The organism is Amycolatopsis coloradensis, assembly GCF_001953865.1.
In the GTDB taxonomy this organism is placed as follows: domain Bacteria; phylum Actinomycetota; class Actinomycetes; order Mycobacteriales; family Pseudonocardiaceae; genus Amycolatopsis; species Amycolatopsis coloradensis.
Window position 1 is genome coordinate 125,739 of record NZ_MQUQ01000002.1, and the last position, 16,008, is coordinate 141,746.

At 68.7% G+C, this 16,008-nt stretch carries 17 protein-coding genes; 3 read left to right on the plus strand and 14 right to left on the minus strand.

Translation table 11 applies throughout. From position 1 onward, the window contains the following. Positions 1-84 precede the first annotated feature (84 nt). Positions 85-738, plus strand: a complete 654-nt coding sequence (locus tag BS329_RS02450; protein WP_076155295.1) for a PadR family transcriptional regulator — start codon at positions 85-87, stop codon at positions 736-738. Here the strand turns inward: BS329_RS02450 and BS329_RS02455 are convergent. Beyond that, positions 669-1,523, minus strand: coding sequence for a class I SAM-dependent methyltransferase (locus tag BS329_RS02455; protein WP_076155296.1), 855 nt, complete (start codon positions 1,521-1,523; stop codon positions 669-671). The genes BS329_RS02450 and BS329_RS02455 overlap by 70 nt on opposite strands. A 114-nt stretch (positions 1,524-1,637) precedes the next feature. On the opposite strand from BS329_RS02455, the gene BS329_RS02460 reads away from it, so the two are divergent. Next, positions 1,638-2,483 (plus strand): VOC family protein, encoded by an 846-nt coding sequence (locus BS329_RS02460; protein WP_076155298.1) that lies wholly within the window; start codon positions 1,638-1,640, stop codon positions 2,481-2,483. A gap of 41 nt (positions 2,484-2,524) precedes the next feature. Here BS329_RS02460 and BS329_RS02465 read toward each other — a convergent pair whose 3' ends face one another. From BS329_RS02465 to rpsB, 6 genes are all read right to left on the minus strand, one after another. Next, a complete protein-coding gene (locus tag BS329_RS02465) occupies positions 2,525-4,057 on the minus strand; it encodes a carboxylesterase/lipase family protein (protein WP_244197003.1) in 1,533 nt (510 codons plus the stop codon). 61 nt (positions 4,058-4,118) lie between these two features. Further along, positions 4,119-5,015 carry a phosphatidate cytidylyltransferase gene (locus BS329_RS02470; protein ID WP_076155299.1) on the minus strand — a complete coding sequence of 299 codons (897 nt, stop codon included), beginning with the start codon at positions 5,013-5,015 and terminating at the stop codon, positions 4,119-4,121. Next, a complete protein-coding gene (gene frr / locus BS329_RS02475) occupies positions 5,015-5,572 on the minus strand; it encodes a ribosome recycling factor (RefSeq protein ID WP_076155300.1) in 558 nt (185 codons plus the stop codon). Before frr ends, BS329_RS02470 begins: the two co-directional genes overlap by 1 nt. A gap of 51 nt (positions 5,573-5,623) precedes the next feature. After that, entirely contained in the window at positions 5,624-6,367 is a 744-nt protein-coding gene (gene pyrH / locus BS329_RS02480; protein WP_076155301.1) for a UMP kinase, read from the minus strand. Positions 6,368-6,459: 92 nt separating this feature from the next. Continuing rightward, positions 6,460-7,284: a translation elongation factor Ts gene (gene tsf / locus BS329_RS02485; protein ID WP_076155303.1), complete on the minus strand. Its 825-nt coding sequence runs from the start codon at positions 7,282-7,284 to the stop codon at positions 6,460-6,462. An 89-nt stretch (positions 7,285-7,373) separates the two neighbouring features. Further along, a complete protein-coding gene (gene rpsB / locus BS329_RS02490; protein ID WP_076155305.1) occupies positions 7,374-8,261 on the minus strand; it encodes a 30S ribosomal protein S2 in 888 nt (295 codons plus the stop codon). Positions 8,262-8,644: 383 nt separating this feature from the next. Here rpsB and BS329_RS02495 point away from each other — a divergent pair, with 383 nt between their 5' ends. Further along, positions 8,645-9,256 carry a murein hydrolase activator EnvC family protein gene (locus BS329_RS02495; protein WP_076155306.1) on the plus strand — a complete coding sequence of 204 codons (612 nt, stop codon included), beginning with the start codon at positions 8,645-8,647 and terminating at the stop codon, positions 9,254-9,256. A gap of 279 nt (positions 9,257-9,535) precedes the next feature. On the opposite strand, the gene BS329_RS02500 is transcribed toward BS329_RS02495, so the two are convergent. From BS329_RS02500 to BS329_RS02530, 7 genes are all read right to left on the minus strand, one after another. Next, entirely contained in the window at positions 9,536-10,471 is a 936-nt protein-coding gene (locus BS329_RS02500; protein ID WP_076155307.1) for a FliA/WhiG family RNA polymerase sigma factor, read from the minus strand. A gap of 20 nt (positions 10,472-10,491) precedes the next feature. Next, complete coding sequence (locus BS329_RS02505; RefSeq protein ID WP_076155639.1) at positions 10,492-11,487, minus strand: tyrosine recombinase XerC; 996 nt, start codon at positions 11,485-11,487, stop codon at positions 10,492-10,494. A 105-nt stretch (positions 11,488-11,592) separates the two neighbouring features. Then, positions 11,593-12,732: a DNA-processing protein DprA gene (gene dprA / locus BS329_RS02510; protein ID WP_076155309.1), complete on the minus strand. Its 1,140-nt coding sequence runs from the start codon at positions 12,730-12,732 to the stop codon at positions 11,593-11,595. Beyond that, the gene (locus BS329_RS02515) at positions 12,729-14,240 is read right to left on the minus strand and encodes a YifB family Mg chelatase-like AAA ATPase (protein WP_076155310.1); all 1,512 of its coding nucleotides are present in this window, start codon (positions 14,238-14,240) and stop codon (positions 12,729-12,731) included. The genes dprA and BS329_RS02515 overlap by 4 nt, the downstream gene beginning before the upstream one ends. Continuing rightward, entirely contained in the window at positions 14,241-14,627 is a 387-nt protein-coding gene (locus BS329_RS02520) for a YraN family protein (protein ID WP_084749334.1), read from the minus strand. Between the two features lie 227 nt (positions 14,628-14,854). Next, complete coding sequence (locus BS329_RS02525; protein WP_003096226.1) at positions 14,855-15,178, minus strand: DUF2469 domain-containing protein; 324 nt, start codon at positions 15,176-15,178, stop codon at positions 14,855-14,857. After that, a complete protein-coding gene (locus BS329_RS02530; protein WP_076155313.1) occupies positions 15,175-15,954 on the minus strand; it encodes a ribonuclease HII in 780 nt (259 codons plus the stop codon). Before BS329_RS02530 ends, BS329_RS02525 begins: the two co-directional genes overlap by 4 nt. Positions 15,955-16,008 lie beyond the last annotated feature (54 nt).

Below are 16,008 nucleotides of genomic sequence, written 5' to 3' on the forward strand. Positions count from 1 at the left end.
CACTTCACGCGAAGCGGGTTGCCGTACGACCGTTTCCGATATATCGTAAGCGTATCGGAACAGTACGTAGAGAGGATTCACAGCATGCGAGGACGACCTTTACCTCCAGAACACGGCCGACCCGCCTTCGGGCCGTGGGCTCGCGGCGGCTTCGGCGACTTCCCCCCTGGCCCCGGTGGCCCCGGTGGCCCCGGTGGCCCCGGCGGGCCTGGACACCGTCATCGGCACGGCCGCCGCGGTGGTCCCGGCGGACGGCGCGGCAAGCGCGGTGACGTCCGCGCCGCGATCCTGGCGCTGCTTTCCGAGCAGCCGAGGCACGGTTACGAGATCATCCGCGAAATCGGCGAGCGCAGCGGCGGCTTCTGGAAGCCGAGCCCCGGCTCGGTCTACCCGACCCTGCAGATGCTGGCCGACGAAGGCCTGGTGATCAGTAAGGACGAGAGCGGCAAGAAACTGTTCGAACTCACCGAATCCGGCCGCGCCGCGGCCGAACAGCAGGACGCCGTCCCGCCGTGGGAGCAGATCGCCCACGACGTCGACCCGGTCGAGGTGAACCTGCGCAAGGCGGGGGCGACCCTGGCCGCCGCGGTCATGCAGGTCATGCACGCCGGCAGCGAGGCACAGCAGTCCCGCGCCGTCGACGTGCTCAACGAGGCACGCCGGACGATCTACGGCATCCTGGGCGAGGCGGACGACGCCACCGCTCCGGACGAGGCATCCGCCGAGGACACGGAGTGACCTGGCACGACGAGGCCGGTGGGCTTGGTGCGCGTATGCACGCGATAGCCCACCGGCAGCGTCATCCGGTTCTCCCCGGCGCCTGACGAAACCTCGTTGAGGCGCCGGACCTCCGCGATCGCCTTCGCCGCGACCGGAGCGCTGAACTCGATCTTCAGCACCGCTTCCATCGCGGCGGCGTCCTCGAACAGCCACCGCGTCATCACCTTGCGGCAGTCGAATCCCTGACGGGCGAAGAACTTCTCGACGCCGGGCGGATCGTAATGCGGCAAATCCAGTCGCATCCAGCGTCCGTAGGGTTCGGTCGCCACGTCGAGATCCACGATCATCAACGTCCCGCCGGGCCGCAGCACCCGCTCCGCCTCGCGGAGGCCGGGCTCACAGCCGGGGCCGAAGAAGTACGCGGTGCGCGCGTGGACGACGTCGAAAGCCTCGTCCGGCACGGGAAGTCGCTGCGCACGGCCCTGTCGCACTTCGACGTTCGGCAGTTCCCCGACGCGGCGTCGCGCGTCACGGACGAGGGGCTCATGGGGTTCGATCCCGAGCACCGACCGCGCCGTCTCCGCGAAGCGCGGCAAGTGGAATCCGTCACCACAGCCGAGGTCGAGCACGTCCGCCCCGGACCAGTCGCGGCGCCCGGCGAGCACCCGCCAGATCTCGTCATCGACGTCCTGCGCGCGGTTCTCGACCTCGTAGGCCTTTTGGTAGTACCAAATGTTCGGACTCGGCAGCACTTCCTCGCCACCGCGGCGGAAGGAGGAGACAGCTCGGGGAAACCAGCGCACGGAAACTCCAACGACGCGGAACCTGGCCGGGTTCCTGGCCATCCGGGTCGAAAACTTGACGGAAACAATGCGGATAGCGACTAGACTTTACTCCCACCGGTAAGGGAGAACCGCATGTCGCTTGGCTCGGCCGCTCACACTTCCGTCATCCCGTCAGGAATCCCGTGCTGGATCGAACTCGCGTGCAGAGACGAAGCGGCCGTACAAGCTTTCTACGGCGGACTTTTCGACTGGGAGTACACCGTCCAGCGTGACCCGGCGACGCCGACCGGCCGGTACTCGATCGCGACACTGAACGGTGTCCCGGTCGGTGGTCTGTACCGCTCGGGCGCGGAAGGGCCATCCGGCTGGAGTGTCCACATCTCCGTGCCACAGGTGGCCGCGGCCGCCGAATGGGTGGACAGCCTCGGTGGCCGGGTCACCCTCGGGCCGATGGCGATTCCCCACCGCGGCAACATCATCCACGCCGTCGACGCGTGCGGCGCGCACGTCGTCTTCTGGGAACCGCCGGACACCTGGGAGTTCGCGACCGGTGTGCCCAACACCTTCAGCGGCGCGGATCTCAACACCCACGACGGCGCGGCGGCGGATCACTTCTACTGCCGCCTTTTCGACTACACCAGCCACCAGATCGGTGACGGCACCTCGCTCGACTACGCCGAATGGCTCATCGAGCACGAACCGGTGCTGTACCGGTATGTGATGGGCACGGAATACCGGCCGGACACGCCCCCACACTGGATGGTCTACCTCGAACTGGACCCGGCTCGTGGCGCGGACGCCGCGGCGGGGCAGGCCTTGATGCTCGGCGGTGCCGTCGTGGTCCAGCCCTACGACACCCCGTACGGCCGGATGGCGATCCTCGCCGACCCGGACGGTTCAGTGTTCGCCGTGATCGACCACTCCCGGGCCACCGAGGGCTGGGGCCGCGCCGAAGTCGACGATCCGTACGACGACTGAGCCGAAGAGCCGGGGTGACCGCGTCACCCCGGCTCCCGGTGTCAGAGACCGGCCCAGAACCCGCAGTCGTGCACGGCCGCGAGGTCGACCGGACCGATCCCGCCCGGCGCGAGCGACTGCGTTTTCGGCGCGGGGCGCCACTTCGGCAGTTCTTCGCCGTTCGGATTGCCGGTCCGCGCGAACCGGGTCCAGTACCGAATCATCTGCTCCCCGAGCTTCTTCTGCTCGGGCTTCAATTCCGCCGGGAAACCGGTTAAATCAGACAAATATGCTAATTCGGACCCATGGGAAGCGCCGAGGCGCATTCCCTCCGGAGCAGGTACGAGCGCGGGAGCGTTCCGGTCGGCGAATTCGTATCCGAACGTCCGGGTGCGGGCGCTCAGCAAACGCTCGGTGCCCACCTGAGGACACCCCCAGATCCGGTCGGTCATGGCGTCCGCGTACGCCATCGCCGGGCTGCCGTGCTTCGCCGACGGGTATCGGGCGGCGACGAGCGGCGCCTTGTCCTTGAAGGCGGTGCGCAGCAGTTCTTGGTAATGCGCTTCGGTGAACGGCTGGCCGGGATACAGGGCGACGAACAGCCTCGCCTCGTCCCTGGTGATCCCGGTCAGCACCGGGACGCGGGCGAAATGCCCTTTCTTCAGCGCGGTGGCCGGATGCTCGGGCAGCAGGCCGGTGTCGAACGCGGGCGCCCCGAGCGGCTGGTTCGCCAGCTCCTTCACCGGAAGCCGCCGCAGACAGGCGACGTCGGCACAACCCAGCTCCTTCGCGGCGTCGACTCCCATGGCCTCGACGTCGGCGCGGGGCAGATAGGGCGATCCCGCGGGCACACCGGGGAAGAATCCGCCGTCAGGCCAGGTCAGAGTGCATGGACCGCTCTGGATGATCGCGCGGTGGAACAGCCCGGCGGCCGACGGGGAGGCCAGCTGGGCGCAGGTGCTCATCGCGCCGGCGGACTCACCGAACAGCGTGACGTTCCGGGGATCTCCCCCGAAAGCGCGGGCGTTGCGCTGTACCCAGCGAAGCGCGGCCTGCTGGTCCTGGAGGCCGAAGACACCGGAGTCGTATCCGAGTTCCGGGTGGCCGAAGAAGCCGAACACACCCAAGCGGTAGTTGACGCTCACGACGACAACGTCTCCGCCGAGGGCCATGCGCTGGAAGTCGTAGTCACTGCCGGCACCGGAGGTGAAGCCGCCGCCGTGGACCCAGACCATCACCGGACGCGGTTTGTGCGTCGGTTTGGCCGGGCTGATCACGTTGAGATACAGGCAATCCTCGTTGTCACTGGGTGCCGATCCGAGCCCAGGACCCTGCGCGCATCGAGGCCCGGGTTTGCGCGCGTCCCGCACGGCGGTCCACGGTTCGGGCCTCTTCGGTGGCGCCCAGCGCAGATCGCCGACCGGTGGCGCGGCGAACGGAATGCCTTGGAAACTCCGGTATTCGCCGGTACTCACCCCGCGAACGGGCCCGGAATCCGTACGGACGACCGGGCCTTCGCCCGCCTCCGCCACGGAGGTCGTCAGGGCACCGAGCGTCAGCAGGCTCAGTGCCAGGGTCAGAAGTCGCTTACTCATCCTTTGAGTTCGCATACTCCGACCTTGGCGCAGCGCCCCGAACTTGTCACATGGGTTTCGGCTAAACGGGGACGAACGCCGAGAGCAGCAACCAGGAGACGACGGCCGACGGGAGCAGTGAATCGAGGCGGTCCATCAGGCCGCCGTGCCCGGGCAGCATGTTCCCCATGTCCTTGACCCCGAGGTCCCGCTTGATCAGCGACTCGACGAGATCGCCGAGGGTCGCGGTGCAGACGATCGCCGCGCCGAACAGCACCCCCTGCCAGGCGTGGCCGTCGAGCAGCAGGCTCAGCGTCAGCGCTCCGGCGACCACACCGGCCACGAGCGAACCGGCGAAGCCTTCCCACGTCTTCTTCGGGCTGATGCTGGGCGCCATCGGATGCTTGCCGCCCAGCACGCCGGCGATGTAACCACCGGTGTCCGAAGCGACGACGCCGATCATGAACGCCAGCACGCGGCCGACACCGTCGCCGGGCGGGACGAGCATCGCGGCGAAGGCACCGAAAAGCGGGATGTACGCGGCGGCGAAAACGGACGCGCTGATGTCGCGCAGATAGCCGTCCGCGCCGCCGGGCAACCGCCAGAGCAGGCAGACGAGCACCGTCAGCACGAACGCCGTCAACGCGCCTTCGCGGCCGAACGGCCAGGCCAGCCAGATCATCGCCTGGCCGCCGACGAGCACCGGGACCAGCGCGATCCGGATGCCCGCGGCCCGTTTCAGCGCCCCGGCCAGCTCGATCGTGCCGACCGCGATGGCGATCGCGATGATGCCGATGAACAGAAAGCGCACGGTGAGCAGGGACGTGACGATCGCCGCGCCCAGCAGCAATCCGACCCCGATCGCGGCGGGCAGGTTACGGCCGGCGCGGGAAACCTTCTGTACCGGTTCCGGCTTCTCTGCCGGAACCGGTTCCGGGGCGTCCACCCGGTCCTCGCGTTCCTCGCTCACCTGGCTCATCAGACCTCGAGCAACTCGGCTTCCTTGTGTTTCACCAGCTCGTCGACCTTGTGCGAGTAGGAGTCGGTGAGGTTCTGGAGTTCCTTCTCGGCGTGGACGACCTCGTCCTCGCCCGCCTCGCCGTCCTTCTTGATCCGGTCCAGCTCTTCCTTGGCCTTGCGGCGGACGCTGCGGATCGAGACCCGGGCGTCCTCACCCTTGGCCTTGGCGACCTTCACCATCTCCTTGCGACGCTCTTCGGTGAGCTGCGGGATGACGATACGGATCACGTTGCCGTCGTTGCTCGGGTTGACGCCGAGGTCCGACTCGCGGATCGCCTTCTCGATGGCGTTGAGCGAGGTCTGGTCGTAAGGCTTGATCAACGCCATCCGGGCCTCGGGGATGTTGACACCCGCCAGCTGGTTCAGCGGGGTCGGCGCGCCGTAGTAGTCGACGACAACGCGCGAGAACATCCCGGGGTGGGCCCGGCCGGTGCGCACCGACGACAAGTCCTCCTTGGCGACGGACACCGCTTTTTCCATCTTCTCCTCGGCGTCGAGGAGGGTCTCGTCGATCACGGCAACTCCCGTTGTTGTGTATTCGTACCGGTTGCGAAGAGCAGAGCAGGACTACGCGAGCACCCCGTCGGCCGGGGTGTCGACCAGGGTGCCGATCCTCTCACCACTGACCGCACGAGCGATGTTCCCCTCGGTGAGGAGATTGAACACGATGATCGGCATGTTGTTGTCCATGCACAGGCTGAACGCGGTGGCGTCGGCGACCTTGAGGTCCCGTTCCAGCACTTCGCGGTGGCTGATCTCGTGGAACATCTCGGCGGTCGGGTCGCTCTTCGGGTCCGCGGTGTAGACGCCGTCAACGGCCTTCGCCATCAAGACGGCTTCGCAGCCGAGTTCGAGCGCGCGCTGCGCGGCGGCGGTGTCGGTCGAGAAGTACGGCATGCCGACCCCGGCGCCGAAGATGACGACGCGGCCCTTCTCCAGGTGACGCTCGGCGCGGCGCGGGATGTACGGCTCGGCGACCTGCCCCATGGTGATGGCGGTCTGCACACGGGTCGGCAGGCCTTCCTTCTCGAGGAAGTCCTGCAACGCCAGGCAGTTCATGACGGTGCCGAGCATCGCCATGTAGTCCGCGCGGTCCCGGTCCATGCCGCGCTGTGACAGTTCCGCGCCGCGGAAGTAGTTGCCGCCGCCGATCACGACGGCGATCTGCACGCCCGTGCGCGCGACGTCGGCGATCTGCTGAGCGACCGAGTGCACCACATCCGGATCAACCCCGATGGAACCACCGCCGAACATCTCGCCGCCCAGCTTCAGCAGCACCCGCCGGTATCCGCCTTCGACCCGGACACCCATGTCGCCCTCCCTAATGCTCCGAACCCGACTGTGCCCCGTCCCCGATGGACGGAGACGGGGCACAGTGGTGACTCTTGTGTTCCGCGCCTGGATCAGGCCTGGCCGACCTCGAACCGGGCGAACCGGCTCACGGTCACGCCGGCCTCGTCGAGCAGGGCCTTGACGGTCTTCTTGTTGTCCTTGACCGACGGCTGCTCGAGCAGGACGTTGTCCTTGTAGTAGGAGTTGACCTTGCCCTCGATGATCTTGGGCATGGCCTGCTCCGGCTTGCCCTCTTCACGGGCGGTCGCCTCGGCGACGCGGCGCTCGTTCTCGACGATCTCGACCGGGACCTCTTCGCGGGTGAGGTACTTGGCCTTCAGCGCGGCGACCTGCATGGCGGCGCCCCGAGCGGCCTCGGCGGCGGCTTCGCCCTCACCGGTGTACTCGATGAGCACGCCGACGGCGGGCGGAAGGTCCGCACCGCGACGGTGCAGGTAGGTGGCGGTGGTGCCCTCGTAGGCGGCGACGCGGCGAAGCTCGAGCTTCTCGCCGATGCGGGCGGCCATTTCCTGGACGGTCTCGTCGACGGTCTTGCCGTCGAGCGAGGCGGCCTTCAGCTTCTCGACGTCGTTCGTCTTCTCGGCCTTGGCGACCTCGACGATCTTCGCGGCGAGGGCCTGGAAGTCCTCGTTCTTCGCGACGAAGTCGGTCTCGGAGTCGAGTTCGATCAGCACGCCGTCCTGGCCGGCGACGAGGCCCTCGGCGGTGGCGCGCTCGGCGCGCTTGCCGACGTCCTTGGCACCCTTGATGCGCAGGAACTCGACGGCCTTGTCGAAGTCGCCGTCGGTCTCCTCCAGCGCCTTCTTGCAGTTCATCATGCCGGCGCCGGTCAGTTCGCGGAGGCGCTTCACATCTGCGGCGGTGTAATTCGCCATCGTGCGTTGTCCGTCCTTTTCAGGTACGAGAAGTCTTCGGGAGAGGTACTCGTGGGGCCGCCCGGAGGCGGCCCCACGAGCGAGGTGGATCAGGAGGAGGCGGTGGCCTGCTCGGCCGGGGCTTCGACCGGGGTCTCGGTGGCGGCCTCGGTCGCGGCGACGGCTTCCTTGGCGTCCGCGGCGGCGGTCTCGGAACCGGCGAGCAGCTCCTTCTCCCACTCGGCCAGCGGCTCGTCCGTGGCGACGACACCCGGCTCGGGCTTGGTGTCGGCGGAGGCACCGTTGCGGCTGGAGCGGGCCATCAGACCGGCGGCGGCGGCCTCGGCCACAACCTTGGTCAGCAGCGCGGCCGAACGGATCGCGTCGTCGTTACCCGGAATCGGGTAGTCGACCTCGTCCGGGTCGCAGTTGGTGTCGAGGATCGCGACGACCGGGATGTTCAGCTTGCGAGCCTCGCCGACGGCGATGTGCTCCTTCTTCGTGTCGACGATCCACACGATGCTCGGCACCTTGGCCATGTCGCGGATACCGCCGAGGGTCTTCTCGAGCTTGTCCTTCTCACGGGTGAGCGTGAGGATTTCGCGCTTGGTCAGGCCGGCGAAGCCGCCGGTCTGCTCCTGCGACTCGAGCTCCTTCAGGCGGAGAAGACGCTTGTGCACCGTCTGGAAGTTGGTCAGCATGCCGCCGAGCCAGCGCTGGTTCACGTAGGGCATGCCCACGCGCGAGGCCTCGGAGGCGATCGCTTCCTGCGCCTGCTTCTTGGTGCCGACGAACATGATGGTGCCGCCGTGCGCGACGGTTTCCTTGATGAACTCGAACGCACGGTCGATGTAGGTCAGCGTCTGCTGCAGGTCGATGATGTAGATGCCATTGCGCTCGGTGAAGATGTAGCGCTTCATCTTCGGGTTCCACCGACGAGTCTGGTGCCCGAAGTGCACGCCGCTGTCGAGCAGCTGCTTCATGGTGACGACGGCCATTGCCGGAATCAACCTCTTCTGTGTCGTGCGCGCCCGGCTCCGCCGGGACCGCGCTTGCTCGGTTCGTCGCTCTCGGCCGGGTGGCCGGTCGCCCTGGTGCAGATGCTCGGGCCCGGACCCGGAAGTGAAGTGACTCCTGGGACCGCCGGGCCGTGTGCTCCCGGCTGTCCTGACCCTCCGTGAGGAGATCGGCCATCGGGAGCGCGCACGTGCACGCGAAGTCAGTCCGCTGCCGCGGACCGCGCAAAAGAGTCTACTCCCTGTCGTCACCGTCTACCGCACCGGCAGCCCCTGCTGAGAGCGGTTGTCCACAACCGCCTCGGTTATCCACAGATTCCCTCGGCGCGTCCCGCTCGCCACGCCGGTCCCCCAGGCTGGAACACATGACGTTGACGACCTGTTCCCGCCCTGTCACCAGGCATTCCTTCGCGATCGACCGGATCGGCGGCAGGCACCGCCGTCCCGGGCGGCCGAGGCGCCTGCCGCGCGTCGCGGTCCTCGCGGCCGTGCTCGTGATCCTGACTTCCACCGCCGCCCCGGGAACGGCCAGAGGCTCGCCTTCGCCGCAAGGAAGGCTCTCCTGGCCGCTCTCACCGGCACCCAGCGTCACCAGGTACTTCGAGCCGCCGTCGACGCCGTACGGCCCCGGCCACCGCGGGGTCGACCTCACCGCCGCACCGGGCACGAACGTCCTCGCGGCCGCCGAGGGAGTGGTGATGTTCGCCGGCCAGGTGGCGGGCCACGGCGTGGTTTCGATCGATCACGAAGGAGGCTTGCGCACCACTTACCAACCTCTCGCCCCGACCGTCACCGCGGGTGATCAGGTCCATCGGGGCCAGGTGCTCGGAACGGTCGCCGCCGGCCATCCGGGCTGCCCGGAGACGGCTTGCCTGCATTTCGGTGTCCGGCGGGGAGAGGAGTACGTCGATCCACTCGCGCTGATCGGCGAACCCTCCGAGATCCGCCTCAAACCGTGGGAAGGAGACCAGGCGTAGGTGACGACCTCGGTGACCGGCCCGTTCGCCGGGCTCGCGGTCGTGCCGGAGGGCGTGACTCGCGTGATCAAGCACCGCACTCACGTGCTCGAAGACCGAACTCGCGGGCCCGAACCCCGCACTCACGTGACCGGAAGGCGCACTCGCGTGTGCGGTGCCTGATCACGCGAGTGCGGTCTCCAAGCACGCGAGATCCGCCTCCGGCACGCGAGTGCGGGGTCCGGGCACGCGAGGTCCGCGGCTGATCACGCCTGGGGCGTCGCTCGGTGACGCGGGAGGTCAGGCCGTCTCGACGAGTTTCGCGCGCAGCCGCATGACCGCGCGGGTGTGCAACTGGCTGACCCGCGACTCGGTGACGCCGAGGACCTTGCCGATCTCGGCGAGCGTCAGGCTCTCGAAGTAGTAGAGGCCGACCACGATCCGGTCGCGTTCGGTGAGCTGCGCGATCGCCTGCGCCAGCTGGCGGCGGTTGTCCTGGTCGACCAGGACGGCCACCGGGTCGACGGCGCCGTCGTCGGGCAGGGTGTCGACCAGCGAGCCGCTGTCCTTGCCGGCGGCGACCAGGTCTTCCAGCGCGATGACGCTGGTCAGCTGCAGCTGGCCGTAGAACTCGCGCAGGTCATCGACACTGATTTCGAGTTCGGCCGCCAGTTCGGCGTCGGTCGGCGTGCGGTTCAGCCGGGCGCCGAGGCGTTCCAGCGCGCGTTCGGCCTCGCGGGCCTTGCTGCGCACCGCACGGGGCACCCAGTCCTGGGAGCGAAGATCGTCGAGGATCGCGCCGCGGATGCGCTGCATGGCGTAGGTCTCGAATCGCAGGCCCCTGGCCGGTTCGAACTTCTCGATCGCGTCGACAAGGCCGAAGATCCCGGACTGGATCAGGTCGCCCACGTCGACGTGGGTCGGCAGGCCGGTGCCGACCCGGCCCGCGACGTACTTGACGAGCGGGGCGTAGTGCAGCACCAGCCGGTCGCGCACCATCTGGTCCGGCGACTCGGTGAACTGACGCCACAACGCCTGAATCCCGGCGTCCACCTCGTAGCCCGTCCGCGATTCGGGCGCGACGGCAGGACCGGCACCGCCGGGACGGTGTTTCCCGGCGGTCTCGGTGACATGTGGGTCGGCGGTCATCGGACCGCCGTTCTCACCATGCGACTCAGAGTGGTCTCCGTGCTCGTGCGGATGCGCGTGCGCCGCCGGTTCGGGCCGCCGGGTCACCTGCCGAGTCCTCCCCGGCATCATCGGGCCCGGGGGTGCGCGCGGTCGTGGATCGCCTTCAGCCGATCGACGGTCACATGAGTGTAGAGCTGCGTCGTAGCCAGCGTAGCGTGACCAAGCAGTTCCTGAACGCTCCGAAGATCGGCGCCGCCTTCGAGCAGATGGGTGGCCGCCGAATGCCTCAGTCCGTGCGGGCCCATGTCGTTCGCGCCCGGCACTGAGCCGACGGCGTCATGGACCACCCGGCGGGCGGCCCGCGGATCGAGCCTGCCGCCTCGCGCCCCCAGGAAGAGCGCGGCTTCCGCCGGTCCCTTCGCTTCAACGGCGAGCCTTCCCCTGCCCTCCTCGAGCCACACCCGCAAGGCCGCTTCGGCGGGGACGCCGAACGGCACGACGCGTTCCTTGCCGCCCTTGCCCAGCACGAGCACGACCCGGCGGGAGAAGTCGACGTCGCCCACGTCCAGCCCGCACAGTTCGGACACCCGCACTCCGGTCGCGTAGAGCAGTTCCACGATGGCACTGTCCCGCAAAGCGACCGGGTCCCGCTGTTCGGCACCGGCGGCTGAAAAGCGCATGACCTCGCTCGCCTGCTCCGCCCGGAGGACCCCGGGAAGCTTGCGGTGTGCGCGTGGCGCCACCAGTCGCCCGCCCGGATCGGACGCGAGCGCGCCACCCCGGTGTGCCCACGCGGTGAAGGTGCGGGCCGCCGCCGCCCGCCTGGCCAGGGTCGTCCGGCTGGCCCCTTCCTCGCGTTGACGCGCGAGCCAGCCGCGCAGCGTCCCGATGTCCAGGTCTTCGAGCCTGCCGCCGTTCCCGTCCACGAAGCCGGTCAGCGACACGACATCGCCGAGATAGGCACGCACCGTGTGCGCGGACAGCCCGCGTTCCAGGGAAAGGTGCCGCTCGTAGTCGTCGATCAGCTTCCGGACAGGCTCCGGCAGCGCGGCACGGGCGGCACGCAGATCGGGCCTGCGGGCGCGTTTTCCCGTGCCGTGGGGACCTTCGGTCGACGGCATGCCGATCACGCTGCGCGATGTGCGGCGGATGGTCAAGTATCGCCGCACCCTGTTGCGGTGTCCGTGGTCGGATCGTGCCGGGTTGGCGTCTCAGGGGTAGGCCAGTCAGGTCTTGGCAGTCCGTCTTCGCCACCCTGTGTCACTCCTTTCCGCGAAGTCGTCGAGTTCCAGTTCGGGCAGGAGCGCGCGGACGCGCTCGACCGGGATGCCGGACTCGGCCGCGATCCGTTCCTCGGGTTTCGCCGACCGTTCCGAAAGCGCGTCGTGCACTCGCAGCGCCTCCGGGCCGAGCCGATCGGTGCGACGGCGTGGTTTCGACGGATCCGCGGCCTGCTGACCGAGCCTTCCGGCGGTTTCGAGGATCTCGTCGACGGAGGTCACCAGCGTGGCCTCGCCTTCGCGGATCAGCGCGTGGCAGCCAGCGGACATCCCCGACGACACCGGTCCCGGCATCGCCATCACGACCTTGCCGAGCGCTCCGGCCGTCCCGGCGGTGTTCCGCGCACCGCTGCGCCTGCCGGCCTCGACCACGACGGTTCCCTCGGTGAGCGCCGCGATGAGCCTGTTCCGGACGAGGAAGCGATGCCTCGCGGGCGAGGTGCCCGGCGGGTATTCGCTGACCACGGCACCGGTTTTCGCGATGGTGCGCAACAGGGTCGTGTGCTGCGCCGGGTAACCGGCGTCGATCCCACAGCCGAGCAGGGCGACCGTAGTGCCCTCCGCGCTCAGCGCACCCCGGTGAGCCGCGCCGTCGATGCCGTACGCCGCCCCAGAGAACACCGGGATCCCCCGGCTCGCCAGGTGATAGCCCAGCTCGGCCGCGTGGTGCTCGCCGTACCCGGTCGCCGCCCGGGCGCCGACGATCGCGATCGCCTGGTCCACCGCCGCGTCGAGCTTGGCGGGACCGCGTACCCACAGCGCCTGCGGAGGTGCCATCCCGGAGACGCCCCTGCCCTGGGCGATGGCCAGTGAGAGCAACGGCCAAGCAGGCCATTCGTCGTCTTCCGGGATGACGAGCCTGGTCTCGGCGGCGGCCGCCCGTTCCAGATCCCGCTCGGCGTAGTCGTGGGCCCGTCGCGCGGCCGTCTCGTCCCGCACCTTCGGCGGGCAGTCGGCACGCCGCACTCGTTCCGCGGCGGCCACCGGACCGTGTTCACCGACGAAAACGGCCAAGGCGGGTGCCGGTGGCTCGGCCACGCGGAGCAGGTACGACCGCGCGATTCGTTCAGCCTCTAGTTCACTCATCCGGACGACCTCTCCCGGAAGTTCAGCGCCGCCGCGACCTCGTCCGCTTCCGGCCTCTCGGCACCCTTCAAATCGGAGAGCGTCCAAGCGATGCGAAGGCATCGGTCCGCGCCGCGAGCGGTGATCGAACCCCGTTCCAGCGCGCGATCCAGCAACGCTGTGACCTGCGCGGGAAGCGCGAATTCACGGCGCAGTGCCGGGCCGGGCACCTCCGCGTTCGTCGGCCAGCCATGGTCCGCCCAGCGTTTCCCGGCCCGTTCGCGAGCCTCCAGCACGCGTTCCCGGACGGTCGCCGAAGCTTCGGGCGGCTCGCTCAGGTGCGCGCTGAGCGCGGAAAGCGGCCGTAGCCGGACCCGTAAATCCACCCGATCGAGTAACGGACCGGACAAGCGGCCCCAGTATCGCCTCCGCGCGGTTGCCGAACACGTGCAGTCGGCGTCTTTCGTCGGAGCACAAGGACAAGGATTGGTCGCCAATATCAGCTGGAAACGCGCCGGGTAGCGGACGGCGCCCCTGACCCTCGTGATCCGCACCTCGCCCTCTTCGAGCACCGTGCGCAGCGACTCCAGCCGCTCCGGGCCGAACTCGCAGACCTCGTCGAGGAACAGGATCCCCCGATGCGCCCGGCTGATGGCGCCGGGCACGGCCAGGCCGCTGCCGCCACCGATCAGGGCAGGCACGCTGATCGAATGATGGGGTGCCACGAACGGCGGCACGGTGACCAGCGGCGCGGCCGGGGAGAGCGAACCGTCGATCGAGTGGACCGCGGTGACCTGCAACGACTCTTCGGCCGTCAGTCTCGGGAGGAGTCCGGGAAGGCGTTTCGCGAGCATCGTCTTCCCCACGCCCGGAGGTCCGGTCATGAGCAGGTGATGCCCACCCGCGGCGGCCACCTCCAGCGCCCACCGCGCTTCCGGCTGACCCACGACGTCGGCGAGATCGGGGACCCTCGGGGGATTCTGAACGACGGCCGGTTGCGGCCGGGTGAGTTCGCCTTCGCCTTTGAGCCAGTCCACGAAATCACTCAGCCGGGCTACGCCGCCGACTTCGAGACCGTCCACGAGAGCGGCTTCGAACAACGACTCGGCGGGGACGACCGCCCGCCGACACCCGGCGTTGCGCGCCGCCAGCAGTCCCGGCAGGACCCCGCGCACCGCGCGCACCCTGCCGTCGAGGGCGAGTTCTCCGAGCAGCACCGTGTGGAGCAGCTTCGTGGCCGGAACCGACCCCGTCGCGGCCAAAACCGCCGCCGCGATGCCCAGGTCGTAGCCGGACCCCACCTTCGGCAGGTTCGCCGGGGACAGACCGAGGATCACCCTTTCGTCCGGCCATGTCTGCCGTGAATTGCGGACGGCGGAACGGACCCTGTCCTTGGCCTCCTTCAGCCCGGCGTCGGGCAGCCCGACCATCGTCACCCTCGGCGCACCGCCGCCGATGTCGGCCTCTATCTCGATCATCCTGCCGTCGACGCCAAGCAACGCGACGGACCAGGCCTTCGCCAGCGCCATTCAGAACGCCGCCTTGATATGCCGCACCAGCGGCGGCATTCCGGGCTGGGCGAGGATCGCGATGATGTCGTAGCGGACCGGGCACCAGCGGAGCATGAACGCTCGCTGCCACTGATGCGCGAGACGGCGGATACGGTCCGCCTTGTCCGGGGTCACCGCCTCGGCCGGCGTGCCGAAGCCCAGCCCAGCCCTCGTTTTCACCTCACAGAAGACGAGGCGTTTCCGGTCGGTCGCGACGAGGTCCAGTTCACCGTCGCGGCAACGCCAGTTACGGCTCAGGACGACGTAACCCGTCTTCTCCAGCTGCCGGACCGCGAGTTCTTCTCCCCATCGCCCCAGCTCGATGTGCGGCGCCCCGGCGGACGGCTGTTCGGCCGTGCTCATCATCTCGATCCCCCTCTGCGATCGTCACAGTGCGTATGTGATCAACGCTGCCAGGGTGATCAGGCGCCGAACAGGCTCATTTCCCCGGCCTGTGGACAACTGGGGTGTTGTGGATGGTTCGGGCGCGTCCGGACCCGCCGAGAGGAAAATGTCGGCACCCCGTGCTAGGCGCCCGCAGGTACAAGAAAGCCCCCGTCACCGTGACGGGGGCCTTCCTGTACTCGGGAAGATCAGCCGGAGAACGGACCGTCCTCGGGCAACCGGAGATCCGGCTTGTCGAGTTCCTCGACGTTGACATCCTTGAACGTGATGACCCGGACGTGCTTGACGAACCTGGCGGGCCGGTACATATCCCAGACCCACGCGTCGGACATGCGGACCTCGAAGTACACCTCACCGCCACCGTCACGCACCTGCACGTCGACGGCGTTGGCCAGATAGAACCGCCGCTCGGTCTCCACCACGTACGAGAACTGGCCGACTATGTCGCGATACTCGCGGTAAAGCGAGAGCTCCATCTCGGTCTCGTACTTCTCGAGATCCTCTGCGCTCATGAAATCCGCGCCCCTCCTCGCGATTCTGCTGATACTCCAGCGGCGGAGCGTTCATTGTCACCCACGTACGGGCCGAGGGCACGTATCGGCACGCTTGGGTTTTCCAGCGCCGCGACGGTCAACACCACCGGATGAGGCGGCCGGGCCCGGTGCGCGGCGGCCGCGGTGGCCACATTCGCGTACGACCAGCGATGCACCGGGCTCGGACCGTGTGTCTTCAGCGCCGCGCTGTGCTCGGTGGTGCTGTAGCCCTTGTGCACGTCGAAGCCGTAATGCGGGTGGACGTCGTGCAGGTCGCCCATGATCCGGTCCCGCGTGACCTTGGCCAGCACGGATGCCGCCGCCACGCACGCGACGGCCTTGTCACCCTTGATCACCGGCACGCTCGGGGCGGGCAGCCCGGAGACGCGGAATCCGTCGGTCAGGACGTAGCCCGGTGTGCTTCGCAGCGCCGAGACGGCGCGTCGCATGCCTTCGAGGTTCATGACGTGGATGCCGAACAGATCGACCTCGGCGGCCGGGATGACGATGACCGAGTAGTCCAGCGCACGCTGGACCACCCGGTCGTAGACACGATCACGGGCCTTGGCCGTGAGCACTTTGGAGTCGGTGAGTTCGGGCAACCGGGCGGCGTCACCGGAACGCAGGACGCACGCGGCCACGACGAGCGGGCCGGCGCAAGCGCCGCGCCCTGCCTCGTCGACTCCGGCGACGGGCCCGAGGCCTCGCCGGTCCAGCGCACTCTGCAACCCCCAGAAGAGGTCACCACGCACCACTGCCCGCGGCGGCCGAAGCGGTTCGGCCGGTGTGAGCGGTACAGGAACTCTCAA

What these genes read in the sequence shown, in the direction of transcription:
- BS329_RS02505 (WP_076155639.1), bottom strand. Translation starts at nt 11,487, where the DNA reads ATGCCGTCGACCGAAGGTCCCCACGGCACGGGAAAACGCGCCCGCAGG.
- BS329_RS02520 (WP_084749334.1), bottom strand. Translation starts at nt 14,627, where the DNA reads ATGATGAGCACGGCCGAACAGCCGTCCGCCGGGGCGCCGCACATCGAG.
- BS329_RS02525 (WP_003096226.1), bottom strand. Translation starts at nt 15,178, where the DNA reads ATGAGCGCAGAGGATCTCGAGAAGTACGAGACCGAGATGGAGCTCTCG.
- dprA (WP_076155309.1), bottom strand. Translation starts at nt 12,732, where the DNA reads ATGAGTGAACTAGAGGCTGAACGAATCGCGCGGTCGTACCTGCTCCGC.
- rpsB (WP_076155305.1), bottom strand. Translation starts at nt 8,261, where the DNA reads ATGGCCGTCGTCACCATGAAGCAGCTGCTCGACAGCGGCGTGCACTTC.
- BS329_RS02515 (WP_076155310.1), bottom strand. Translation starts at nt 14,240, where the DNA reads ATGGCGCTGGCGAAGGCCTGGTCCGTCGCGTTGCTTGGCGTCGACGGC.
- BS329_RS02470 (WP_076155299.1), bottom strand. Translation starts at nt 5,015, where the DNA reads ATGAGCCAGGTGAGCGAGGAACGCGAGGACCGGGTGGACGCCCCGGAA.
- tsf (WP_076155303.1), bottom strand. Translation starts at nt 7,284, where the DNA reads ATGGCGAATTACACCGCCGCAGATGTGAAGCGCCTCCGCGAACTGACC.
- BS329_RS02460 (WP_076155298.1), top strand. Translation starts at nt 1,638, where the DNA reads ATGTCGCTTGGCTCGGCCGCTCACACTTCCGTCATCCCGTCAGGAATC.
- BS329_RS02450 (WP_076155295.1), top strand. Translation starts at nt 85, where the DNA reads ATGCGAGGACGACCTTTACCTCCAGAACACGGCCGACCCGCCTTCGGG.
- pyrH (WP_076155301.1), bottom strand. Translation starts at nt 6,367, where the DNA reads ATGGGTGTCCGGGTCGAAGGCGGATACCGGCGGGTGCTGCTGAAGCTG.
- BS329_RS02465 (WP_244197003.1), bottom strand. Translation starts at nt 4,057, where the DNA reads ATGAGTAAGCGACTTCTGACCCTGGCACTGAGCCTGCTGACGCTCGGT.
- BS329_RS02495 (WP_076155306.1), top strand. Translation starts at nt 8,645, where the DNA reads ATGACGTTGACGACCTGTTCCCGCCCTGTCACCAGGCATTCCTTCGCG.